At 47.4% G+C, this 24018-nt stretch carries 17 protein-coding genes; all 17 read right to left on the reverse strand.

Annotated elements, in window-relative coordinates; genetic code table 11:
- Positions 1 to 10 precede the first annotated feature (10 nt).
- The 17 genes from ACFQ3J_RS14845 to ACFQ3J_RS14925 all read right to left on the reverse strand — a co-directional run bounded on the left by ACFQ3J_RS14845 (position 11) and on the right by ACFQ3J_RS14925 (position 24018).
- Positions 11 to 934: an ABC transporter permease gene (locus ACFQ3J_RS14845; protein WP_091158940.1), complete on the reverse strand. Its 924-nt coding sequence runs from the start codon at positions 932 to 934 to the stop codon at positions 11 to 13.
- Positions 935 to 1412: 478 nt separating this feature from the next.
- Entirely contained in the window at positions 1413 to 4553 is a 3141-nt protein-coding gene (locus ACFQ3J_RS14850; RefSeq protein WP_251582402.1) for an alpha-mannosidase, read from the reverse strand.
- Between the two features lie 5 nt (positions 4554 to 4558).
- Positions 4559 to 6856: a glycoside hydrolase family 3 N-terminal domain-containing protein gene (locus tag ACFQ3J_RS14855; RefSeq protein WP_251582404.1), complete on the reverse strand. Its 2298-nt coding sequence runs from the start codon at positions 6854 to 6856 to the stop codon at positions 4559 to 4561.
- Positions 6857 to 7157: 301 nt separating this feature from the next.
- Positions 7158 to 7976, reverse strand: a complete 819-nt coding sequence (locus ACFQ3J_RS14860) for a carbohydrate ABC transporter permease (RefSeq protein ID WP_091158938.1) — start codon at positions 7974 to 7976, stop codon at positions 7158 to 7160.
- A 108-nt stretch (positions 7977 to 8084) separates the two neighbouring features.
- Positions 8085 to 8963 (reverse strand): carbohydrate ABC transporter permease, encoded by an 879-nt coding sequence (locus tag ACFQ3J_RS14865; RefSeq protein ID WP_052512246.1) that lies wholly within the window; start codon positions 8961 to 8963, stop codon positions 8085 to 8087.
- 1 nt (position 8964) lies between these two features.
- A complete protein-coding gene (locus tag ACFQ3J_RS14870) occupies positions 8965 to 10068 on the reverse strand; it encodes an ABC transporter ATP-binding protein (RefSeq protein ID WP_251582406.1) in 1104 nt (367 codons plus the stop codon).
- A 17-nt stretch (positions 10069 to 10085) separates the two neighbouring features.
- Positions 10086 to 11414, reverse strand: a complete 1329-nt coding sequence (locus ACFQ3J_RS14875) for an ABC transporter substrate-binding protein (RefSeq protein WP_091153340.1) — start codon at positions 11412 to 11414, stop codon at positions 10086 to 10088.
- Positions 11415 to 11641: 227 nt separating this feature from the next.
- Positions 11642 to 12361: a glycerol-3-phosphate responsive antiterminator gene (locus tag ACFQ3J_RS14880; RefSeq protein WP_251582408.1), complete on the reverse strand. Its 720-nt coding sequence runs from the start codon at positions 12359 to 12361 to the stop codon at positions 11642 to 11644.
- A complete protein-coding gene (locus ACFQ3J_RS14885) occupies positions 12303 to 13184 on the reverse strand; it encodes a metallophosphoesterase family protein (protein WP_251582410.1) in 882 nt (293 codons plus the stop codon). Before ACFQ3J_RS14885 ends, ACFQ3J_RS14880 begins: the two co-directional genes overlap by 59 nt.
- 144 nt (positions 13185 to 13328) lie before the next feature.
- Positions 13329 to 14687 (reverse strand): peptidoglycan-binding protein, encoded by a 1359-nt coding sequence (locus ACFQ3J_RS14890; protein ID WP_091153335.1) that lies wholly within the window; start codon positions 14685 to 14687, stop codon positions 13329 to 13331.
- A 25-nt stretch (positions 14688 to 14712) separates the two neighbouring features.
- Positions 14713 to 14877, reverse strand: coding sequence for a hypothetical protein (locus tag ACFQ3J_RS14895; protein WP_251582412.1), 165 nt, complete (start codon positions 14875 to 14877; stop codon positions 14713 to 14715).
- A 159-nt stretch (positions 14878 to 15036) separates the two neighbouring features.
- Complete coding sequence (locus ACFQ3J_RS14900) at positions 15037 to 15471, reverse strand: helix-turn-helix domain-containing protein (protein ID WP_091153334.1); 435 nt, start codon at positions 15469 to 15471, stop codon at positions 15037 to 15039.
- A gap of 571 nt (positions 15472 to 16042) precedes the next feature.
- A complete protein-coding gene (gene melA, locus ACFQ3J_RS14905) occupies positions 16043 to 17548 on the reverse strand; it encodes an alpha-glucosidase/alpha-galactosidase (RefSeq protein ID WP_251582414.1) in 1506 nt (501 codons plus the stop codon).
- Between the two features lie 167 nt (positions 17549 to 17715).
- Positions 17716 to 18603, reverse strand: a complete 888-nt coding sequence (locus ACFQ3J_RS14910; RefSeq protein WP_251582416.1) for an AraC family transcriptional regulator — start codon at positions 18601 to 18603, stop codon at positions 17716 to 17718.
- Positions 18604 to 18615: 12 nt separating this feature from the next.
- Positions 18616 to 20523, reverse strand: a complete 1908-nt coding sequence (locus ACFQ3J_RS14915; RefSeq protein ID WP_251582418.1) for a PAS domain S-box protein — start codon at positions 20521 to 20523, stop codon at positions 18616 to 18618.
- A 214-nt stretch (positions 20524 to 20737) separates the two neighbouring features.
- Entirely contained in the window at positions 20738 to 22975 is a 2238-nt protein-coding gene (locus ACFQ3J_RS14920) for a choice-of-anchor I family protein (protein WP_251582420.1), read from the reverse strand.
- A 185-nt stretch (positions 22976 to 23160) separates the two neighbouring features.
- Positions 23161 to 24018 carry a MetQ/NlpA family ABC transporter substrate-binding protein gene (locus ACFQ3J_RS14925; protein WP_244533238.1) on the reverse strand — a complete coding sequence of 286 codons (858 nt, stop codon included), beginning with the start codon at positions 24016 to 24018 and terminating at the stop codon, positions 23161 to 23163.

A 24018-nucleotide genomic window follows, 5' to 3' on the forward strand; every position in this document is an offset into this window, starting at 1 on the left:
GCTCCCTCCTCTACCACAGACTATTCTCACTTGTCTTGCGTGCGATCTGATTGACTACAATGAGCAGAATGGCATTGATTACAGAATTGAACAGCCCGACAGCCGTAGAGAAGCTATACTGAGCATTCTCAAGACCGGAACGGTACACAAAGGTAGAAATGACATCCGAAGATTCCATATTCAGCGGGTTTTGCATCAAGAGAATTTTCTCAAAGCCGACGCCGAGGAGACTTCCCATGTTCAGAATGAGCAGAATGGTCATCGTTGGCACCAGCACTGGAATGTTAATGTTCCGTATTCGCTGCAGCCTGTTCGCTCCATCAATAATCGCTGCCTCATGCAGACCGGGATCTGCTGCTGACAACGCAGCCAGATAGATGATCGTCCCCCACCCGGCACTCTGCCATACTCCAGACAGCACATACACCGTCTTAAACCAGGCCGGGCTTGTCAGAAAGGCTGGGGCATCAAAACCAAGCCATTCAATAAAGTGGATCAGAATCCCCGTTGAAGGTGAAAGGAAAGAAATGATCATCCCGACCATTACGACCATGGAGATAAAATGAGGAGCATAAGTGACGGTCTGGGCGAGCTTCTTGAAGCGCTTGTGCTTCAGTTCATTGAACGCCAGCGCCAGAATAATCGGAATCGGAAAGCCAACAGCCAGCTCATATAAACTGATCGTCAGCGTGTTCCACATCAAATCCCAGAAATAATAAGAGTCAAAGAACCGAACAAAGTGATCGAAGCCGATCCATGGGCTGCCGAATATCCCGCGAACCGGATTGTAGTTCTTGAACGCAATCTGGATGCCATACATGGGTCCGTAGTGGAATATAAGAAAATACAAAAATGCCGGTGCAATAAACAAATACAGTTCCCAGTTTCTCCAGATTTTCTGCCATTGCTTTCTGCTGCTCTTCGGCCTCGACATGGTCTGTTGTCTTCTGACCGTCTTGATCTCCTGCACTCAGGTTCGCCTCCTTCTGTCATTACTCATCTTGGTCTTGCGCCAGGAGCAAGCCTCCAAATACAAAATACAAATCCTGCTATGTCAGTTTTGTTGGCGCAGCTTTAGGTTAACGATAGTGGATGAGGCTTCACTTCGTAAACATGTCATTTTGGCACACCCTATAAACGTTGATATATCAAGGTTTTCCCATGTTATTGTCAACAGATTACAATTCAATAATATGTTGTTTTCGCACAAAAGAAAGCGATTACATATAGAAAAACGGAAAATTACCAATCTAAAACGAAGGTTTATGATGATCTAAATTTACATTAGGTTTACCTCTTTTTGGTTGTAAGCGATTTTATGATGTTAAATTAATTGACGTTAATTACGGAAATCATAAAAAAGCACCCTCTACCAGCAAGTAACTTAACATGGCAGAAGATGCTATCCTAGACTACTTCATTTTTATCGTCTTTATTTCATATGGCCGGAAGTTGAGTTCTATGGTTCCCTCGTGATGGCTCAGCACCGTCGTTTCTTTTTCCAGTGCATCGGATTCAAAAACCTCGCTCAACTTGCCGGGCCAGGTAAGGCTTGCCTGCTCACATCCTCCAGCAGATTCATACAATCTGACAATCCAGCCGGTACCGTCTTCTGCCGGTTTGAGTGTGTCCAGGATGACATGCTGACTTTGAAACGGAAGCAACGAGTTAACTGGTGGCAGGATACCGGAAGAAGAATGGAGGGCTGCCTTGCTCACCTGGATATCTGTATTCAGCTCTGCTGCCTTGCGAATGGTCCCTGCCCCTTGCCAGCTCCCTTGATGCGGGTAGAGTGAATAGGTGAAGCGGTGCTCACCCAAATCTGCTGTTATATCCGGCCACTTCGGTGCTCGCAGGAGAGACAAACGAATCGTACTCTCTTGGATGTCATAGCCGTATTTGCAGTCGTTCAGGAGACTGACGCCATATCCATGCTCTGATAGATCCGTGAAGCGATGACCGCACACCTCGAACTGAGCTTGTTCCCAGCTCGTATTGCGGTGAACAGAACGCTCAATTGTGCCATAAGGAATTTCGTAGACCGCCTTGTTCGCTACGACCTGCACAGGGAATGCAACCTTGAGCAGCTTATGCGCTTCATTCCATTCCACATGGGTCTCAAAGTCGATACGCTGATCGTGATGATAGAAAATAATGTCCTGCCGAATCGTTGAATTGCTCAGCTTCCAGATGAACCGGAATACGTCCTTTACCTCTCCTTGACTGAGCAGCTGTCGATGGACAAGGATCGGAGCATCCGCCTTCTGCTGTTCATACCTAGGATCAATATCCCAAGCATCCCAGTATGTAGGCCGGTCGTGGAACAGCTCGAATCGGTTGATTGATTCTCCAGGCATTACAATTTCACGAGAAGCCTCCTTATCCCATAGACTTGTTATCTCTCCATTCGCTCCAAAGGTCACGGAATAATATGTGGTATCCCAGCGATCAGGGAACGCTGCGGCTGGGGATGATTCATGATCCTGGGTATGATCGCTTACCGTTTCGATTTCTTTTAGCCAGATCGTTCGATAACCAAAGGCAGGAATATCTCTCACAAGCACATGCAGACTAGAAACGGCTTGTCCTTGCTCATCCCGCTGTTCATTCCGTTCATATCGTAGAGCCTGCCCTGTCTCATCATAAGGAATTATGTTTGCAGGATTTACCTCGAAATCCACAATCGCATCTCTGGCCCATCCAAGGCTGTTATATACGACATAAGGAATTCCATCTCCAACAAGTGCAACGTTCTCTGCGATTTGCGACAAGCTTTCCGTTAAGACTTCCGAGCCGATGTTAAAGATCTGCTCGTACTCCTTAGAAGAGGTATCATACGTTTCCGTAATTGCAGACCCAGGGATGATATCATGGAACTGATTCAGCAGAATCAGTTTCCACCCTTGCTCCAAATTCGCGGATTCCATATTACCGTGCTTATGCTCTCCACCTGCCAGTTTATTCAGGCTGTGCCATACTTCCGCCTCTCTATACAGAACTTCGGCCTTTCGGTTAGCCCTTTTATTCCTGGCATGTGTCGTATAGGTACCTCGGTGCAGCTCCAGATAGAGATCTCCATGCCATTTGGGAAGCCGGTGCCTTACCTCTTCCGTCGTCTTGAAGAACTCTGAAGCTGTACTGTATCGAACCTCCGGCTGGCCAACCAGCAGCTCACTGCGGTCCATGTATTCCAGCATCTCCCGGGTTACACCGCCTCCGCCGTCTCCATGTCCATACAGCAGCATCTGCTGTGGATGAACAGCGCGCTGCCGATAAGATTGCCAGTGCTCTTGTATATCCTTCGGCGATGTATCTTCATTCAATCCATGATTGAGATATGAGAGCATCGGTGTACCATCAATACCTACCCATTGAAATAGATCGAAAGGAAATACATTGGTATCATTCCAGTTCAGCTTGGTCGTCATGAAATAGCGAATACCGCCATGCTTCAGAATCTGGGGCAAGGAAGCACAATAACCAAAAGTATCAGGGAGCCACTCGATCTCAGAAGTACGTCCGAACTCTTGCTCATAGAACCGCTGTCCATAGAGCATTTGCCGCATCAGCGACTCACCGCACGGAATGTTCAAATCCGGTTCCACCCACATCCCCCCGACCAGCTCCCATCGGCCTTCTTGAATTCGCCGTTTGACTCGGTCATACAGCTCAGGGTCATGCTCCTTCAGAAATTGATACAGGATCGGCTGACTCTGTGCAAATTTGTACCCAGGATACTCATCCATCAATCGATCTACGGTTGAGAAGGTTCGGCTCGTTTTGCGTACCGTTTCCCTTACCGGCCACAACCAGGCAATATCAATGTGTGACTGACCGACCATATGCTCTATTCCTTCCGTACTTCCACCGATCTGCTGTACCTGGGCAGTTAGTTGTTCCTCCAGCTCGCATATACGACTACCTTCACGAATGTCGGCCTCACTCATTCCGAGAAATCCATCGAGCGTCCGGAACATCGCTTCACGCAGTCTAACGCTTCGCATATCACTCTCGGCCAGCTGCTGCGCCGTACCTAGCAGTGTCCGAAGTGTATACATTAAGCTCTGTACCGGACGGTTCACCTTCACTAACAGGCTGGTTATACGAGAGATCGGCGCAGGTCTGTTCGCTTGATGGTTTAGCGGGTCAATCGGCTCAGGAATGGGGTCATAGAGCTCAATGGTTAATTCCAGCCTTGAATCCTTTTCGGCATACGCCGGGTCAAGTGACACATAGGTATGGTTCCGGTCCAAGCCCTGATAAGAAACCCCATTAACTCTGAGCAGTCCTTCCCCGCTCCCGGCGCTAAACACAAGGCCGATGCCTTCCTTTCCCCAAGCCTCCGGCCAATCCAATTCTTTTCTGAAGAAATAGGTGATTCCATGCTGGCCGGGAAACTGGGTAAGTGTAGTCCCCTCTGGAAGGTACGTTTCCTCATCATATTCTCCAGGCATGTAATACGTTGTGCTCGTCATTTTCCAATCGTGAATCTCTGTACTCTCCAGCCACTGTCGCTCTGATAGTTCCCGAATCATTCTATGAATTCGCTGCATTTCGCTTAACCCTCCAGTACAGTAAGTTCAGTGCTCAGCGTGTCATCTACATGTCTGCCAATCCTGATGTGAAAAAGCCCAGGCTCAAGAACCGTCTTGTAATCCGCTCCAACATACTCCAGTTCTTGGCGTCCAACGGTAAACGTGATGCGTCTCTCCTCACCCGGCTCCAGCTCGACCTTGCTGAATCCTTTCAGCTCAAGTGCCGGTCTTGTATAAAGACTTGCTGCATCGGAAATATACAGCTGAACGACTTCTGCCCCTCGGCAATCTCCTGTATTCTTTACCATCACTTCGGCTTCGACCGTGTCATCCAAATGCATTTCAGAGGCAGACAAACGGAGATCATTATATGTAAAAGAGGTGTAGCTGAGTCCGTATCCAAATGGATACATCGGCTTGCTGTCCTCCTCCAAGTATCTTCTGCCGCGCGAGCGCTTGCCAAGATAATGTACGGGCAGCTGACCGACGTGCTTCGGAATCGAAATTGTCAGCCGGCCTGACGGATTAACATCACCAAACAGCACATCGGCTACTGCATGTCCTCCCTCCTGTCCGGGGTACCAGGCTTCGAGAATGGCATCCGCATGGGCATCCAGCCAGGGCTCTGTTATCGGCCGGCCATTAATATATACAACGATCAGCTTCTTGCCAAGCTTATGAATTTCCTGAGCCAGCTGCAGCTGTACACCTGATAAGGTCAAGGTCATCCGGTCAATCCCTTCTCCACAGTCCATGTCATTCCATGCATCTGTGACGACAGAAGCACCGGTTCGAAGATCAATCGTCCCTTCCCCAAAATCCCGCGCACTTGAGCCGCCCAGTACAAGCACGACAGTATCTGCCTTAGCTGCACAGCCAAGAGCAGCCTCAAAGCCTTCATGGCTATCCCCCTGAATTCGGCAGCCAGGCGCATACAAGACTCGCTCGGGATTCTCAGCGAGCTTGGCCTTGATCCCGTCCAGCACTGTGGTCACAGCACCATCCGGCTGAGGAGACGTATAATCGCCCAACTGGTTATAGCCTTGATCCGCATTGGGACCGATAACTGCAATTACAGCGTCCGTCCCCGATAACGGAAGGGCACGATCTTTATTTTTGAGCATAACGATCCCTTCCGCTGCCACTTGTCTTGCCAGCTGTTTATGCGATGACCTGCCAATGACTTCTCCAGCCCTCTTGGGATCAACATAGGGCTGATCGAACAGACCAAGCCTGAATTTCAGCGTCAGCACCCGCCCTACCGCCTGATCCAGTACCTCTATGTCCAACCTGCCTGTCTCTACGGCTTCTCCCAGATACTTAGCAAACATCTCGCCGGACATTTCCATATCAATACCGGCTGTGATTGCTTGGACTGCTGCAGACAGACCATTCTCCGCGGTATCATGGCCCCAGGCCAGCATATTTATTGCACCGCAGTCGGTGATGACCATACCGTCGAAGCCCCACTCCATACGGAGGATGTCCTTAAGCAGTACTTGATTTGACGTGCAGGGCGTACCATCAATTTCATTGTAAGCTGGCATAATCGAAGCGGCTCCCGCTTCAACTGCCCGGCGAAATGGATACAGATCCACCTCTCGCAGCTCGCGCATTCCCATATGAACAGGACCCGCATTTCTTCCGCCTTCCGAGCTGCCGTATCCAGCAAAATGCTTCAGCGTTGCAGCAACAGATGTCTGTTGATCGAGTGAATTGCCTTGTAGTCCTTTAACCGAGGCAACTGCAAACTCACCAATCAGATAAGGGTCCTCACCGAAGCATTCTTCTGTTCTTCCCCATCTCGGGTCACGCACCACATCAAGCACAGGCGAATACGTCACCGCCCCACCCTGACTTCTCGTCTCCAGGGCAACAGCACGGCACATTTCGCTGTACAGCTCCGTATTCCACGTGCTGCCAATTAACAAGGGCACAGGAAATACGGTTGCACCGATGGCCATATGACCATGCGAGCATTCCTCTCCGAACAAGATCGGAATTCCGAGCCGCGAGTGCTGGATTGCATAACGCTGAATTTCATTCACAGCTTCTGCCCCTTGCTCGGGTGACAAACCGTTCTCTATCGTCACCTCTGTCCATGGGTCTGCCCTGAGAACACCATAGAGCGAGCCAATGCCGTCTTTTTGCACCTGTTTCCGAAATTCCTCTGTTAAAGTAATCCGACCCTCAACGTTTTCGTATACTTTCCAGCCGAATGGCTGCACCAGCTGACCGATCTTCTCTTCTGTTGTCATTTGCTTCAGCAGATCCTCCGTACGTTCCGCCACCGAGCTTGCTGCATCTTTATAGATCATCATGAAAGCTCATCTCCTCTTTGTCTGTCGAATCAGTACTCACATCAAGAGTATTCTCTGCAAAGAGTGACCCTTGAGTCTACCCTTGCGAACACCATATCAGCTTTGATAAGACTGTAGAAGATCAGAGCAAAAATAACATATGAGCCGAAAATAACACACTTGCAAGCGTATTTTGCATATATCCCTACAAATAACTCATGTAATACCGAAGAATGCAGCATCCTCACAAAAAAAAGCCCGGCTCTTCAGCCGGACTGTTCTTTATTGATTCTTTATTGATTTTACTTCAAGTGCTTGCAAGCTACTTCACACCATTGTACACAAACGCCTTGATGATCGAACGCTGTGCGAAGAAGAAGACGACGAGGATCGGCAGAACAAGAATAAGATTGGCTGCCATGAGAATATTCCAAGTAGCGACTCCCTCGGTCTGACGAATCTTCGCAATCCCGAGCGGCAGGGTTCTTGCCGTTTCATTCGTCGTCATGACAAGCGGCCAGAAATAGTCATTCCAATGACTGATAAAGCTGAACAGAGCAATTGTGATTAGTGCTGGGCGCGCCATCGGAATCATCAGCTTCCACATAATCTTCCACTCTTTGGCCTTGTCCAGCCTGGCTGCTTCGATCAGCTCTTCGGGAACCTGCTTAAAGGACTGCCGGAGCAGGAAGATGCCAAAAGCACTGGAGGCAAAAGGCAGAATCAGGCCCAGATGGGTATTCAGCATGTTCCAGGAGCTGAGCTGCAAATATACGGGTAGAAAGATCAGCTGGGATGGAATCATCAAGGTAACCATAACAAGTCCGAACAAAATTCCGGATCCCTTGAACTGAAATCTCGCAAAAGCATAGGCAGCAGGGATAATCGTCAGCATTTGCAGGATCAAGATCCCGACAGCGATCAATACGCTGTTCATAAAATAATGGAGAAACGGACCTGAGTTCCAGGCCTGGCTAAAGTTTTGCCACTGCGGATTATTTGGTATCCAATCCGGAGGAAAGATCATTGTTTCGGGCAGTGTTTTAAGCGATGTTGAGATCATCCACGCAAATGGCAGTGCGAAGATCAGAACCAGGATCAGCAAGCCGATGACGTTGACGATCTTCAGGACGCTGTTCATTGCGCCCAGCCCACTCCAGCTCTGCTGTCTGCCCGTTCCTTGAGCGGTCTCACTCGCTCTAGCTGTAGGATCTATTGCATTCACTTCATTTCCTCTCCTTCCTCATACTTACCGGTAATGGACCCGTCTTGATAACATACGGAAATAAATGATGGTAAGCAGGCCGACAATGATAAGCAGAATGACACCCGCCGCAGAAGCGTAACCGATCTTGAAGAAGCGGAAGCCATATTCATAGATGTAATAGACAAGTGTATTGGTCGAATTCACCGGACCGCCTTGCGTCATAATCGCAATCGTTTCAAACACCTGGAACGAACCGATCATGCTCATAATCGCCAGGAAAAAAAGCGTCGGCGACAGCATGGGCAGTGTCAGCTTCCAGAAGGTACGCAGCGGCTTGGATCGATCAAGTGCCGCGGCTTCGTAGATGCTTGGCGGAATGCTCTGAAGTCCTGCGATAAAGACAAGTGTATTGAAGCCGATACCTTTCCAAACGGCCACCAGAATGAGTGACATGAGAGAGGTATCCGGGTGCGACAACCAATCCAGCGGCGCCATTCCAAACAGTCCGATAACCCAGTTGAGCAGCCCGTATTCCGGATCCATCAGCCAGCTCCACAGAAGAGAGATCGATACCAAAGAAATGATATGCGGGCTGAAGATCGCTCCTTGAACAAACCCATAGAACAGCCCCGAGCGGTTAAGCCACAACGCGATCAACAGCGAGAAGCTGAGTGTCAGTGCCACAGTTGCAAAGGTGTAAATTGTCGTATTCAGGAGCACCTGCATAAACTCTGAATCCGACAAAAGGTCTGAAAAATTTTGCAAGCCTACATAATTCTTCGTTGGACTGACAAAATTCCAATCAAAAAAACTAAGATAGATCATATAGAAGATCGGATAAATAAAGAACACACCAAAGATCACTAGGGATGGAGATATCATTCCATAAGGTCTAAGCTTCTCCCATAAACGAGACGTCATGCTACAGCCCTCCACCGATCGAGATCAATTCAGGAGCATTCGGTTTACTTCCTTCATGCCCTTGCCTGATTTCATACTGCTTCAGTCTTTGACCTTCGGTATTAAAATAGTACAGGCGCTCATACGGAACTGTGATGCTGACTATGCTATCCGGAACAAGCGGCTCTAGAAAGGTCTTGATCGAGAACATCCCGAATGGAGATTGAATCTGATAGATATTCTCTGCACCGAGACTTTCCCGGGTCATAACCTCTCCATCCAGGCGAAGACCTTCTGATGAATCCTGTGGATTCAAGAGGGCATGCTCCGGACGGAAGCCAAAGCTGGCTATATCCTGTGATTTCCCTTGCGTCGAATGAAGCTTAAACCCCTTGTACGGAAGCACGTTCATGGCTGGAGTTCCAATGAACTGGGCTGCAAACACATTCGCCGGATCGTTGTACAGCGTCATCGGTGATGCTGCCTGCTGAATGACCCCTTTGTTCATGATGACGATCTCATCCCCCATAGACATGGCTTCCACCTGGTCGTGAGTGACATATACAAAGGTAGTGCCGAGCCGTTTGTGCAGCTGAATCAGCTCTGTCCGCATCTGGTGGCGCAGCTTCGCGTCGAGGTTAGAGAGCGGCTCATCCAGTATAAACACCTGCGGCTTCTTGACCATGGCACGTGCTAACGCTACCCGCTGTCTCTGCCCGCCGGACAGCATCTCCGGCTTCTTTTTCATGTAATCACTGAGTCCTACGATCTCAGCGATGTCCTTGATAAGCTTCTCCCGTTCCTTCTTCGGCACCTTCCGGTTAACGAGTCCAAACTCAATATTGTCGTACACGTTCATTGTCGGGTACAAGGCATAATTCTGAAATACCATAGCCACATCACGATTGCCTGGAGCAACTCCGTTGACACACATATCATCGATCCAGATCTCGCCCTTTGTCTGCTCATCAAGACCTGCAATCATACGCAGGGTCGTTGATTTACCGCAGCCCGAGGGTCCGACGAGGACGGTGAAGGAACCGTCCCGAATCGTCAAATCCAAATCCTTGATAACCTCTTCTTCTTTGAAAAATTTGCTGATTCCCTTCAGCTCGATTCTGCCCATTTAGAGCCACCTCCCGTTTATTTGCTGAGCAGCGCGTTTGCTTTCTCAGCCGCTTCATCAAGTGCCTGCTGAGGCGTCACATTGGCATCAAGAATCGTTTTTTCAATCGCGCTCTTCATGATTTGTGCAACTTCCGGATAAGCAGTCTCCATTGGACGAGGTCTTGCATATTCGAGCTGGTCCACAGCTACCTTATATTGCGGATATTCTTTGTACAGGGACTGCATTTCTTCTGTTTCCAGAGCAGACAGACGAGTTGGCAGGTATCCTACATGCTCACTTTGATAAATTGTACTCTCTGTCGTTGTCATAAATTTGATGAACTCCCATGCTGCAGCCTGCTCTTCCTCCGTGAGCTTGGACGTCATCACGAGCTGACAGCCACCTGTCGGAACACCATAGGATTTATTGGCGGGCATAAAGGCAGTATCGAATTCAAAATTATTACCTTCCGAAATATCAATTGCACCTGCTACACCTGCGGTAGAACCGAATTTGAACGCCGAAGTCTGATTAGCCCAGTCCTTGTCTGCCGTCGCTCCTGCCTCATCCCCAACCGGGATTTTGATCAAGCCTTCGCTTGCAAGCTTCTTCCAGAATTCCACCGGTTCTACACCTTCTGGAGAATTAAACAGTACGGATTTGCCGTCTTCAGTCAGGATTTGTCCACCGGATTGGGCAACAAGTCCTTCATAGAACCAAATATCAACCGGCATGGTCATCAGCGAGATTCCTTTTTCCTTGAGCGTACGTCCGTACTCCTCAAATTCTTGCCAGTTCTTTGGTCCGGCAGGATCAAGGCCCGCTTCTTCAAGCACAGTTACATTCATATACATGATCGGTGTACTGCGCATGAAGGGCAGTCCGTACAGCTTATCGTCTACATATGCATTTCCCATAAGACCCGGGTTAAAATCATCCATTTGCACTTCCTCAGCATCCTGCTCCGCCAAAGGACCGAGCTCTTGAATCATCCCATATCTGGCAAATGTAGCGGTCGAGGCAATTTCCAAGTCGGACACCGCAGGTGCATCCCCTGCTGCAAATGCAGCCTGAACCTTGGCATGCAGATCGTCATAATTTCCTTGGTATTCGGCGATAACTTCGATCTCATCCTGGGATTCATTGAAGCGTTTGACCAGCTCCTGCTTCGCCTCTTCTATCTTATCTCCGAAGGCGTACCAGTATTTAATCTGAATCTTCTCTCCTGTCCCTTCACTTTCACTTGCCGAGCCTGCCCCCGCATTCGTCACTGAGCTTCCTCCGGATTCACCGCCGCAGGCGGACAGCATAACCGCCATCCCCAGCATAAGTGATAAGAAACCGCGTCTTTTATTACTTTTCATTTTCTATTTCCTCCTAATAGTTTTAAGCCGCTCTTAGACATGACAAAAGAAACCTGAACGAAACCATCCAAGGCTCTATACAAGGCCTCTTTGGTCTGTTCAGGTTTCTCCATCACTCCAACCCACTGGCTATTTACTTGTCTATTTATAAGTGGATGCTTGACTCTTTGTCTTTTCATCCTGCACTTAGCTTATCTCTTCTTTGTTAACAGCATTAGTTGTAATTGTTAAACATGAGTTAAGTTAAAGACTTCCTTCCACATGGAGCTGCTCGACGAGGAAACGGCGGTTGCCCCATACTTGAGGCATTCCTTGGCATGTCTGCGCTCGGTAAGCAGTCCTCCTGAGATAATGGGCAGCTCCGTCATTGACCTCACTTTACCGAGCACTTCGGGAATACGAGCCGGCATGATCTCAATGACATCGGGCTGTGCCTGATCCAGCGACTGGGCAATGTTATCAAGCCCTTCCGAATCGATGAGGAAAAAGCGCTGAATCGTCATCAGGCCAAGCTTCTGTGCCTTCTTGACAACCTGAATCTTCGTCGTGATGATTCCATCCGGTTTAATCGCATTGGCGAGGTAATCCAGCCCCGGCTGATCATAGGACAAGCCCCCGATCTTCTCAACATGAACGAACACCGGAATTTCGTGCTTGCGAAACAGATCTACATAGCCCTTAATGACCCCGATGCTTCCTGTCAGCAGGAAGACACAGCTTAAACGATCTTTATGCTCAAGTGCTGTCTCCAGCTGTCTGACATCTCGAATGGAAGCCACATTTCTATAAGTTTCGAGCCTCTCAAGCAGCGTGCTGACCGAAGCTCTTGTCCTTGTGCTTGTCACGCTCTTCTTTACAAAAGGCTGCTTGATGGCGCTTGGCTGCTCTTTAGACATGACCTTGACCAGGAGCTGCTGTGTCTGCAGATGCAAATGCAGTCTGTCCACTCGTCAGCATCACACGGCAGCCTCTTTCGAGCTCTGTTCCTCTTGCATTGACGGACGGAGAGAAATGCTTCATATGAAGATGGATTTCCGGGAGCTGCTTAGGAAGCTCAGCATCTTCAATGTCTACTGCCGTGACGTCGATATAGTCCTCTCCCAGTTCCACCATCCGGAATGCATGCTCGTCCAGGCATGCAGACAGCTGAACAAACGTCCAATTATTCTGTTTGGTGATAGAATCAACATGTGTATGTCCATTAAAATATACTGCCGTTCCCTGTTTCTTGCTTAAGATCCGCCACATATCGATCGATGGGTCAATCGAGCCCTTATCCCGGTCTGAGCCTGTTGTCGTCAAATGAATCGGATGGTGAGCGAATACCAGTAACGGCTTCGTTCCTGAGCTAACGATGACATTCTCAAACCAGCTCAGCTGCTCATCATCCATCCAGCCACCCCAGTTGGTCAGATCCATCTCTCTTGTCGTATCCAGAAACACAAGAATCGCGTTGCCCATCGTGAGTGCTTGATAACGGGCTTGTCCGGTCAAAGTGAGCAAATCCCTCTTGGTCTGGGAATATGTATCATGATTGCCAAGTACGTGGAAGAAGCTTGCGTCATATTGTTCTATAATGTCATATACTTCATTGATCTCTCTCTCTGTACCGAAGTTCGTAAGATCACCCAGCGATATATGCATATCCGCTTCAGCGCTCATGAAATGGTGCAGCATTTTTTTATAAAACGCATCTCTTGCCGTTACCCACGCCTTAGTACTCTCGTCGGCTTCGTGGTAATGCAAATCTCCCAGGATCGCCAGCTTCATGTTCTAACACTCTCCTTATGCGTTTGGTTAGGTCAAGTATAGGAAGAAAATGTTATCTGGAAGTCACATCCAATAGCTGTTTATGTAAAATATTCAGTTCATTAAAAAGACGCCATAACGGCGCCTTTAGTGTAAGTTATAAATTCAGGCGAAGAGCCTGCTCCAAGTCGATGGACCTGGAATCCCGTCCGCATCACTTCCACTCCAGCCTTGAGCGCGCTGAAACGCTGCGCAGGCATTTCGGTCTGCGTCGCTCCATTTAGGGCCAGCCCCGACAACGTAATACTCTTCGTACCCCTTTGCAATCAACCGTTTCCCCATTGCAGTAACGTACTCGTTGTTTGCTCCATTTCCAAAAAAATGTGTCCCCGGAAATGCGGAAACATTCGGATTGCTTCCTACAATTTCAAATAACCGCTGCCACGTAGTGGGGCCTGGATAGCCATCCGCGTCACTGCCGCTCCACCCCTGGGCTTGTTGAAATTCCTGACAATTTAATCTGTCGGCTTCACCCCAAGTAGGTCCCGGGCCTACAGTATAATGCCTTCCATATCCTGCTTTCACTAGCTGAACACCGAGCTGTGTCACATATGCATTTGAAGCTCCTGCCCTGAAGTAGGATGTGCCGGGGAATGCAGGCGGCCAGCTTATAGTTCCGGCTCCACCTGCATATGCAGCTGTAAGAAGGGACCAGGTTGACGGGCCAGGGTAGCCGTCTGCATCACTTCCACTCCAGCCTTGAGCCCGTTGAAAAGCTGCACATGCATTACGATCTGCTTCTGTAAAACGCGGACCTGCTCCGACTTGATAGTAGCTTCCATAGCCTGCATGAATCAACATTTTACCTAGCAGCGTAACGTAATTATTGTTCGCTCCAAGGTAGAAATATCGGCTGCCGGGGAAGGCAACAGAACCTGCCCCTCCGCTGTTCCCATAAGGCGGCATCTGTGGCTTAACAGATGCTCCCGAGCCTTCGCTTCCTCCATACTCTGTCTCATAATTTTCGTAATAAGGAATAGCAAAGCCTACGATATTTGAATCCGTCATTCTCCGATATCTTCTAAACACACCTTGATAATTCTGACCTTTGGAAGGCAGGTACGTATTGCCTTCTATAGTTACAACAGTCCCGCTGGATGGATCGTACCTCTCCACAATGCCGATGTGAGAGTCTCCACTAAAAAAAATTAGGCAGCCTGTTGCTCTAGCAATTCTCTTCTGATCGTAGCCAATATAATCGATAAACTCCGATTTCCCTAAGTATTCACCAAAAGCTTCATGAAACCAGCGATGTTCCCTTACTGATGCACTTCTTGCAAACAACGGACGCCCACCATCAAAATTCATGTTACCTGAATTCGTAGCGCACCAACTAACAAAAATTGCACACCAGGCAACATTATTCATTCCGAACCAAACACCATATTTATTATTGTTATTAGCTCCTTCTAGTGTACCCACTTGTGAAATGGCAGTGTTCACCATATTCATTCTTAAAGACATTCTAACCCCTCCTCATTTGTTATGCTTACAGTTCATAAATTGCATCAATATCCATTAACACGACATTAGGGTCTTGGGGAAGCTCTTCTTCCAAATCCGATATCACATCTCCCCATTCAGATGGATCAAGAGGAAGCACAACCTCCTCATTTGCACTTTGTTCTACCGACTGCTTATTTGCTTCACTCATCGCAATAGCTCCTTTCTTCTCAAAATGTACTGCTCATCTATAAAGGAGTTTTTATTTGTGAAATTACAACCTGCATTACTTCTAACTCGCTTCGGATATAAAAATAAAACAGGCAAATCATCCAAATAAATGGAGATTTGCCTGTTCGCGTTCCCTAACCTATACTTGCATTACGCTAGTTTCAATCTTGATTGTTGTTCTTAGTCCCATGACATTCATGACGGACTGAATCTTCTCTGTTGTGGCTCCGCTGTATTCATTGCGCTCATCCCTTGATACCTGTGCCTCGGACACACCTAATCTCTTGGCAAGCTCAGCTTGCGATATATTCATAAAGATCCGGTATGCAATTAGATTCTTTCCGAGATCCGTTATGCTCTCCAGCGGACCGAATGATCCCTTCTTGATCATTTCATAGTCATAAATCTCTTCGGCCAGCTCCTCTTTAAAAGACAACAGCGGGCGAAGGGCCAGGTCTGTCTGTTCTTTGCTCATGCCGATGCTCTGATAACGCAGCTTCTCATTAGCGATATAAGCCTTATGATCCTTCATTTTTTCCAAAGCTCTTCGGTAAGCGGTTTCAGTCTTGATCATTTACACTCATTCCTTTACTCCTCATACTTGTGATGCTTTTTTCAGCAGATCATATAAATATGTATTGCTTGTTATGCCCAGAATATACGTAAATCGATTAATTTCTAATACCATTTCTTACTTTATCAAGAGTTTATAGCTTCACATCCAACTTCGTATATCTTAACATTTTTGTTAATAATTATATGGCAGAATAAACAAGTGGTCAATAATGATCGGATTGAAAAAAGCCTGTCCCCGCTTAGGGACAAGCTCTCACGTTATGTATGGTGATTGCTGCTTACGATCTTCGTCTTAACGAATAAGGTATTTCTTTGAGCAGTACTCCTAGCAGGAGAAAACATAAATAACTAAACATTACGACCATATCCATACTTTTTGCCATCATTTTCTCCTCCAATATGCATTTATCCTTAATTTAACAGCTCGTTTTATTTTTGTATAGTTTATATATCGATTTTTCTCAGCTGCTTTTTAACGCCATGCTGCATTAATTAAAAAAAGAGCAACGACAGCATTCGCTGTATTGCCCTATGAGTTATGAAATTGATGGATTCAACTGAGAAATTATTCAACTTTCAATTTTCTCGCGGTCCTTGCCTTTGTCGGATTCACCTGCATTTTTATTCGCAGCTTCACGATCCTGCTGCATTTCCTCAATGGTCTTCACTTTAAGCCTTGCAGCCCCTTGATAATCCCGGGTTGGAATCAGGTTGCCTGAAGCAAGCCGTTCCTTGGCAGAAGCAATGGCTTCTGTATATTGTGGAAGCCACGTCTCTCCAGCGACCAGCATTTCATCAACCATTTGCCATATTTCCTTCGGATTGCAGACCGCTCCTACGAGCGGGTCCATCATAAACGCTTGGCGGAGCAGCTGATCATCTCCATGAATGGCCGCTTCGACTGCAAGCCGCTGTACGGATATGCTCACATTGCATACCGCTGCCGGTCCAAGCGGGAGATCCCCGACATGCGGCATCGAGATTCCGTTCCGATCTACATAGCCTGGGGCCTCGATAATTGCGTCATTCGGGAGGTTGGAAATAACACCGTTATTAACTCGGTTAAAGTGTCCCCGGTACACTCTGCCTGTCTCCAGGCTCTCAATGATATAGGAACCATGCTCCTGTCCACGTTTCTCCGGCACAAATTGGTTCGGCGCCTCCTTCATCCAATTCGGGAAGTCCGTCTCGAACCAGTTTCTGCCCTCCGTACATACACGAAGATATCCGCCGGTTTCACCATTAATCCAGCTGCCCAGATCAATCCATTCCTGGATTTCATCCGGACGCTTGCGGTACCAAGGCACATATTCGCTAAGATGACCATTCGATTCTGTACTGTAATAACCGAACCGGCGCAGCATATCAATTCTCACTTTTTCTGTACGACTGAATTCCGGATGCTTCTCGAACGCTTCAAGCAGACCTGAGGTCAAATCCTTGCCTTCATGGCTTGCTTTGATATACCAGGTCTGGTGGTTGATTCCGGCACAGACGATATCGACTTCCTTCATCTCAAGTCCGTATACCTGAGCGATTTGATGGTGTCCATGCTGCACGCCATGACATAAGCCTACTGTATCTACGCCGCCGTATTTGTTGCAGGCCCAGGTCAGCATCGCCATCGGATTGGAGTAGTTGAGCAGCAGTACATCCTCCGCGCATACCTCGCGGATATCCTTACAAATATTCATCATTTCAGCAATTCCGCGCTGTCCATACATGATGCCGCCTGCACTCAGCGTATCTCCTACGCATTGATCGACACCATATTTCAGCGGAATATCGACATCCGTCGCAAAAGCCTCCAGTCCTCCGACACGAATTGTACAAATGACATATTTCGCGTCCTTCAGCGCTTCACGTCGATCCGTGGTCGCTTTAATCTCGATGGACAGACCATTTTCCCGAATGTCACGTTGACATAATTCAGTTACCATATCCAGATTATGTTGACTAATATCTGTAAACAAAATTTCAATATTGCTAAACTCCGGTACGGTCAGCAAGTCACGTAATAGTCCCCGAGTAAATCCAATACTTCCAGCACCGATAAATGCCACTTTAAAAGACATCTGCTTCTCATCCACCCTTCAATATTGAGACCTTTGATACTTACCTCGCCATTGTAGCAATATCTATTCAGGAAGCGTTACCAATATCGTGACTTTTTCATCTGCTGAATGTATAAAATCCTCACCTGTGAACACAAAAAAGAAGAGGTCACAAGACCTCTTCTTCTCTAGTCCCAGGACTTTCTTTCACCAAGCTCCCGATATTTAACGGGCGTTAAGCCTGTATGCTTCTTAAACAAGGTGTGAAAATATTGACGACTGCTAATGCCTACATAATCCGGAATATCCTGAACCGGGATTTCAGTTTGGGACAGCAGCATCTTCGCCTTATCCATCCGAACTTTGGTCAAATATTCGGTTAGTGTTTGATCTGTATGTTTCTTAAAAATCCGGTGCAAATAGCCCGGATGCAGATTAACAAATCCCGCTACATCCTTAACTTGAAGCCGCTGGTCAACATTTTGATGCATGTATTGGATACTCTTGGTAATGTATCCATCCGCAAGCGGCTCACTGCCTTCAGCAGCAATCCTCAGCCTTGCGATCCGCACCAGCAGCTGGCTAAATAGAAGCTCAATCATGAAGCTGGTGTTTACGGTATCCTGCCGGTCCAGTTCCAGCACGAGACTCTTCAGCACATAATAGACTTCTTCCGGGTCAGATAACACAAGATGTCTGAACGGGCGTGCCAGAAACACAGCGACCTCCTGCTCCTCCCTTGCTATATGTCCAAGAGAGAATGGCCCCGAATACGGCTGGAAACCGAATTCTACATTCAGCATTCGGCAGGGAGCCGCCTGCTCCACAATTAATCGATGAGGAACTCCCTCATCGAGAACAATAAATTCACCTTTACGCAGAACGATCCTCTCCGTGCTGCCGTCATCGCCCTTAACATCAATTTCACCTGTTCCTTGGATCATATACATGATCTCTGTCCAGCGATGCTCATGATATTCCATTTTATAATTCTGCCACTGTTTATAATAATAGGCGTAAAAGCCAGGGCCTGCCTCGGAAGGAGAAAGCTCATGATGAAAAAAGCTGCCTCGCATCACAGTTCCTCCTTAGCCCTTTCGCTGTGCAAAATATTTCTGAATCACAGCTGAAACGGCAGTCATGCTGAGCGGCTTGCTCACATAGTCATCCATTCCAAGCTCCAAGTATTTATTACGATCCCCATGAATTGCATGTGCCGTGACGGCGATGATGTATGGCCCCCGATTACCAGGCTTCTCTTGGCGAATCATTCTTGTTGCCATCAGGCCATCCACTACAGGCATCTGGACATCCATAAACACCATATCGTAATCCTGCTCTTTACAAGCCTGGACTGCCTGTTCTCCGTTTGGCACAACCGTTACACGATATCCCAGCCTGTCCATCATCTTAATGAACACCAGCTGATTCACCTCGTTATCCTCAGCCACTAAAATCTTAAGTGGTTCGACAGAAGTTTCATAATCCTGATGTTTCTGATCAGTCCATTGACCCACAGAAGGAGGCTGAAGTCTAAAGTTCGCCGTAAATATGAATTTGGACCCCGGACCATCCGGTCTCGGTTCATACCAAATTTCTCCCTCCATCAGCTCAACCAGCTTCTTACATATCGCAAGCCCAAGACCAGTACCCTCGATCTTCCGAGTCATATAATTATCAACCTGGTAGAAGGGATCAAATAACCTTAGCCTCTTATCTGCGGACACGCCAATTCCCGTATCCTCAACCTCAACCCTTAGCCTCACATGTCTCGCTGTCTGTTCGACTTGTCCAACGCTTACCGATACACTGCCGCTTGGCGTAAATTTAACCGCATTGCTCAGTAAATTCATCAATATTTGTCTTACTTTGGTCCCGTCACCAAATACATACTCAGGTACGTTCGGAGCTATGAATGTGGTGACTTCAATCCCTTTCTCGATGGCCCTCGGCTGATTAATATAGAAAGCCTCGGACAAGGTGGTTCGCATACTAAAGACTTCATGAACCAGCTCAATCTTGCCGGACTCAATCTTGGAGAAATCCAAAATATCGTTAATAATATTCAGCAAGGTGCTGCCGCTCTGTTTAATAATTTCAACATACTGGCGCTGTTCCGATTCAAGCTCGGTTTCAAGCAGCAAATCCGTCATACCGATTACACCGTTCATCGGCGTGCGAATCTCATGACTCATCATCGCCAGGAACTCGCTTTTTGCCTTATTCGTTTTCTCAGCCGTTTCTTTCTCAATTAGAAGCCGCCTTTGCTCGGTGATATCTTTCAGAATCAGATAGAAGCCAACTCTTTTATTGTGAATAATAATTGGAGCAAGGGAGGCAAGGACCTCGACGAGATGACCATCCTTATGCTTGATATGATCAATCTCCTCTTCAATCAGAGAATGATCAAGTTCATCTGATTTCAGATTTGCCAGTACTTTTTCGTCAATCAGCCTGGCAATCCTTGTTCCGATCAATTCCGCAATTTTATAACCCGTCAATGTTTCTGTCATTTGATTGCCATTAATAATGTTGCCGTCCAGGCCAAATGAAATGATGGCATCGTGATTATATTTTTTCAGTGAAGTGTATCTCTCCACACTTTCATTCAGCTTTAACTCTGCTATTTTATTTGCAGTAATATCTATAAGATGTGCAATGAAATAGATTGGTTCCGCTGATGTTTCATCAAGCACCAATGACACATGGACACTGGCCCATACCAAATTTCCGTTTCTGTGCAGATATTCCTTCTCAAATTGAATTGAAGTCGAAACCCTTTCCAGTAACGTTGATGGATGAATCGCTTCGGACAAAATGTAATCTATGGCTGGAAGGGACATGAGCTCCTCCAGCGCATAACCTAGAATGTGGCAGGCAGCCTCATTCGCATGAATCAACTTACCCTGGGTCGATACTAGAGCGATGCCTACCGGTGCATGATTATAAATATGTTTTGCTATGGCTTGCTGATCAAATTGTTGAATATCACTCATTTATCGCCCCTCCTCGTTCAAATATTATACATGAGGTGTCAGCGTAGGAGGAGGTCGATTTTTAGAAAATTGACAAAATTTACGACTTCTAATTTCTGGAATGCAAAATAGCGGCTTCGCTATTCAAGCGAAACCGCCATCCTGAGTCACACGAACTTACACAACACTACCTCGCTGCTGCTGTTAAATTACTCACTTACCTCAGTAATCTTGCTTATTCTATTGTCCCTGCCTTGATTAATAGTCTGTACAGCACTTCGGCTGCCTCTGCACGGCTTGTGTGTGCCGTTGGACTTAGGCGATTAGCTTGATCGCCTTTGATCATACCGCTGTGAACCAGGTTTGCGAAGCTCTCCTTGGCCCATTCCTGCACGTCTGTGAAGTCTTTATACTTGCTCAGTATAGAGATCGCTCCTTTCTCCGAAGCGTCTACGAGACGGGCTGCACGATCAACCATTACGGCCATCTCTGCCCTTGTAACAGGAGCATTGGGAGCAAAAGAGCTGCTGGTTCTGCCGGAGATCAGGTTATTCTCTACAGCAGCCTGTACATGTGCTGCATACCAGGCATTCGGAGCTACATCTGTGAAGCTGCTTGCATCAGCCGAGATTGAAGTCAGATCCAGGGCGTTAACGAGCATCGAAGCGAACTGAGCCCGGGTCACAGACATATGGGGAGCAAATCGCTCACTGGTTATTCCATGAATGATTCCGTTTGTAGCAAGTTCAGTAATACTTTGAGCCGCCCAGTGACCTTCTAGGTCTGTAAATGAAGGAGTTTCACCTGGTGTATTGTCTTCCGGAAGTTCTCCAGGATCCGTTTCTCCCTCTGTATTCATTTCTAGAATTGTAACTGTGCCGCCTACTTCATTGGCTACAAGAAGCAGCGGGCTGCCTGTCGGACTGTCCGCAGCAGGAATGAATTCCAGACCTTCCGGTCCCGTATCTGTCGCCAGAATGTCCTCTTGACCATATTTGCGAGTATTCACATAGCTTGTAAACACGGGATTCTCCGGATTAGTCACATCGTATACCATGACCCCTCCCGTTCTCTCAAGGCCCGTAAAGGCATAGAGCTTGTCTCCTACCTCACCAACCGCCACATATTCCGGCTCAGGACCTTTCTTCGGACTGCGGTCATCCATCTCTTCATCATCATTGCTTACGTTGAAAAATTCAGGATTTATTTCTCCCGTAATCCGTTCAAAATCACTTCCGCTATCATACACCTGCTCCATCGTATCTGCATTCCAGATGGAGAAGGATCGGCCTCCGTACAAGTACAATTCTTCATATACGCCATTTTTCATACCCATTTCGGAAATGACACGAACATCGTCGTAGTCCTCCGTTTGACCCAGCCACTCGGATAAGGATGCAGACAGCTTGAAGTCCTCTTTTACATCAGATACCTTGAGCTCATTCTCAAGACCTTCCCATCCTGTAGCATCTCCTTCATTCGCTGTGAAGAGATACGCCTGGCCATTTATCGTGTAAGAAACGATGCCATCCGGCATATACAGGCTTTTGAAAGGAGCATTCTCAAGCTTCACCTGACCATCAGAGATCAAGTCAGCTTCGTTTCCAAGCTCGTTCAGATTCTTGGCTCCCAGTCCTTGCACAGAGATTACCTTCGCCTCTGCCAGATCAATTGCAGCAATGGCATTGTTCTCCTGCAGGGCCACATAAGCCGTCTTATTATCGTCAGACAGTGCAATATATTCCGGCTCAAAATCCGTCTCTGCCTTCTCCTTCGCGCCGATCGAAACGATAATTCCATCCTCGTTTACATCACCGCGAATATGTACGTCATCGCGTATCACTGAAGGATCGTTGAACAAGACCTGTTTTACTTCATCTGTACGTGTATCAATAATTGTGACACTGCCCTTCGGATCTGCCCCGATGCCATCACGAGGCTCTCCTTCATCCGCAGTCAAAATATAGCGTCCGTCCTTGCTGATCTTGATCATATCCGGCTGTACACCAACCGCATATTCCTTAAGCAGCTTGCCATCGTAATCCAAGACCAGCACTTTTCCTGCTTTCATGGATGCTTCTTCTTGTACCGCTACAGCAACATATTTCCCTACTGTGTTCACATCCACGCTTGTCAAATCGCCGACCTCAAAACCAGCTGCTGCCGCAAGCGCCTCAATGTTAATGCTGTTCACTTTGCTAGTCTTGCCGTCTTCGGCAAGCTTCACAATATCCAGACTTGGCGGCTGAGTAGCTCCGTTTACTAGATAAAAACTGCCGTTGTCCTTGTTATATCTGACGATCTCGGCAATACCGCCATCCGCATTGGTAACACCTACTTCATAGCTTCCGATCTTGTTGATCTGAAGTGCATTGCTATCTGCATATACGTCTGCGGGACCTACCGATACCATACCAAGGGTAAGTCCTGCGGCCAGCAACATGGTTATGTATCTCCGTGCCTTAATTCTCATATTCTCTCTCCCCAATTAAATAATAGATTTAAGCTGCATCTTGCTATTATATAAACTAACTATTAAGGGAATAGCAGCAAATTGTATGGCAGGTGTAAAACCAAACATGAGAGATTTAAGGATTAGATCCTTATGTACATATCCTAAAAAAGAAGGAGGCCCCGTTATCTGGGACCTCCTGTTAATTAGAACGCCGGAATCATTGTATCCGGGTGCTTCTCTTCAATATATTTTCTAGCCTCATCGCTGGTAAGCACTTCGGCCAGCTTCTGAATCGCTTCTGAATCCTTGTTATCCTCGCGCGCAACAAGTGAAATGGCATATTTCTCATCCAGCTCCTCTGTTACAATCGCGTCCTTCGGTGTGAGTCCCAGAGGGGAGGCATATGCAGGATACATCGTTACCAGATCAACATCCTCATATGCACGAGCAAGCATCAAGAGATCCACTTCCTGGAACTTGTAGTTCTTCGGGTTCTCCACAATATCAGATTGAAGTCCGTCCGTGCCTACGCCTTCCTTCAGCTTGATCATTCCATTCTGATCAAACATGGCAAGAGAGCGTCCGATGTTCGCCGGATCGTTCGGAATGGCAATCGTTGCACCTTCCGGAAGCGCATCAATACTGTCATAGTTCTTGGAATAGCCGCCGTAAATGATATGGTAAATCGGAGTGACAACCGTCAGGTTAGCATCGGCATTCTCATTGTACTGCTGCATGAACACCTGATGCTGAAAGAAATTCGCATCCACTTCATTATTCTTGAGCGCATCGTTCGGCTGGATGTTGTCTGACACGTTAACAACCTCAAGCTCGATTCCTTCTTCCTTCAAAGTCGGCTTCAAGGCTTCCATCATATCGACCATCGCTGGAAGACTGCTTGCCACTCGCAAAGTCTGGGATTCACCGGTCTCTGATGCGCCTTCATTATTGTCAGCTGTATCGCCGCTATTGGAGCCGCAGCCCGCCGCGACCAGCATTATTGTCACTAATAATAGGAGCCCTGTCCACTTCATAACTCGTTTGCTGCTTAATGTTCTCAT

Source organism: Paenibacillus provencensis (assembly GCF_042678545.1).
GTDB lineage: Bacteria > Bacillota > Bacilli > Paenibacillales > Paenibacillaceae > Paenibacillus > Paenibacillus provencensis.

What these genes read in the sequence shown, in the direction of transcription:
- ACFQ3J_RS14845 (WP_091158940.1), bottom strand. Translation starts at nt 934, where the DNA reads ATGTCGAGGCCGAAGAGCAGCAGAAAGCAATGGCAGAAAATCTGGAGA.
- ACFQ3J_RS14850 (WP_251582402.1), bottom strand. Translation starts at nt 4,553, where the DNA reads ATGCAGCGAATTCATAGAATGATTCGGGAACTATCAGAGCGACAGTGG.
- ACFQ3J_RS14855 (WP_251582404.1), bottom strand. Translation starts at nt 6,856, where the DNA reads ATGATGATCTATAAAGATGCAGCAAGCTCGGTGGCGGAACGTACGGAG.
- ACFQ3J_RS14860 (WP_091158938.1), bottom strand. Translation starts at nt 7,976, where the DNA reads ATGAACAGCGTCCTGAAGATCGTCAACGTCATCGGCTTGCTGATCCTG.
- ACFQ3J_RS14865 (WP_052512246.1), bottom strand. Translation starts at nt 8,963, where the DNA reads ATGACGTCTCGTTTATGGGAGAAGCTTAGACCTTATGGAATGATATCT.
- ACFQ3J_RS14870 (WP_251582406.1), bottom strand. Translation starts at nt 10,068, where the DNA reads ATGGGCAGAATCGAGCTGAAGGGAATCAGCAAATTTTTCAAAGAAGAA.
- ACFQ3J_RS14875 (WP_091153340.1), bottom strand. Translation starts at nt 11,414, where the DNA reads ATGAAAAGTAATAAAAGACGCGGTTTCTTATCACTTATGCTGGGGATG.
- ACFQ3J_RS14885 (WP_251582410.1), bottom strand. Translation starts at nt 13,184, where the DNA reads ATGAAGCTGGCGATCCTGGGAGATTTGCATTACCACGAAGCCGACGAG.
- ACFQ3J_RS14890 (WP_091153335.1), bottom strand. Translation starts at nt 14,687, where the DNA reads ATGTCTTTAAGAATGAATATGGTGAACACTGCCATTTCACAAGTGGGT.
- ACFQ3J_RS14895 (WP_251582412.1), bottom strand. Translation starts at nt 14,877, where the DNA reads ATGAGTGAAGCAAATAAGCAGTCGGTAGAACAAAGTGCAAATGAGGAG.
- ACFQ3J_RS14900 (WP_091153334.1), bottom strand. Translation starts at nt 15,471, where the DNA reads ATGATCAAGACTGAAACCGCTTACCGAAGAGCTTTGGAAAAAATGAAG.
- melA (WP_251582414.1), bottom strand. Translation starts at nt 17,548, where the DNA reads ATGTCTTTTAAAGTGGCATTTATCGGTGCTGGAAGTATTGGATTTACT.
- ACFQ3J_RS14910 (WP_251582416.1), bottom strand. Translation starts at nt 18,603, where the DNA reads ATGCGAGGCAGCTTTTTTCATCATGAGCTTTCTCCTTCCGAGGCAGGC.
- ACFQ3J_RS14915 (WP_251582418.1), bottom strand. Translation starts at nt 20,523, where the DNA reads ATGAGTGATATTCAACAATTTGATCAGCAAGCCATAGCAAAACATATT.
- ACFQ3J_RS14920 (WP_251582420.1), bottom strand. Translation starts at nt 22,975, where the DNA reads ATGAGAATTAAGGCACGGAGATACATAACCATGTTGCTGGCCGCAGGA.
- ACFQ3J_RS14925 (WP_244533238.1), bottom strand. Translation starts at nt 24,018, where the DNA reads ATGAGAACATTAAGCAGCAAACGAGTTATGAAGTGGACAGGGCTCCTA.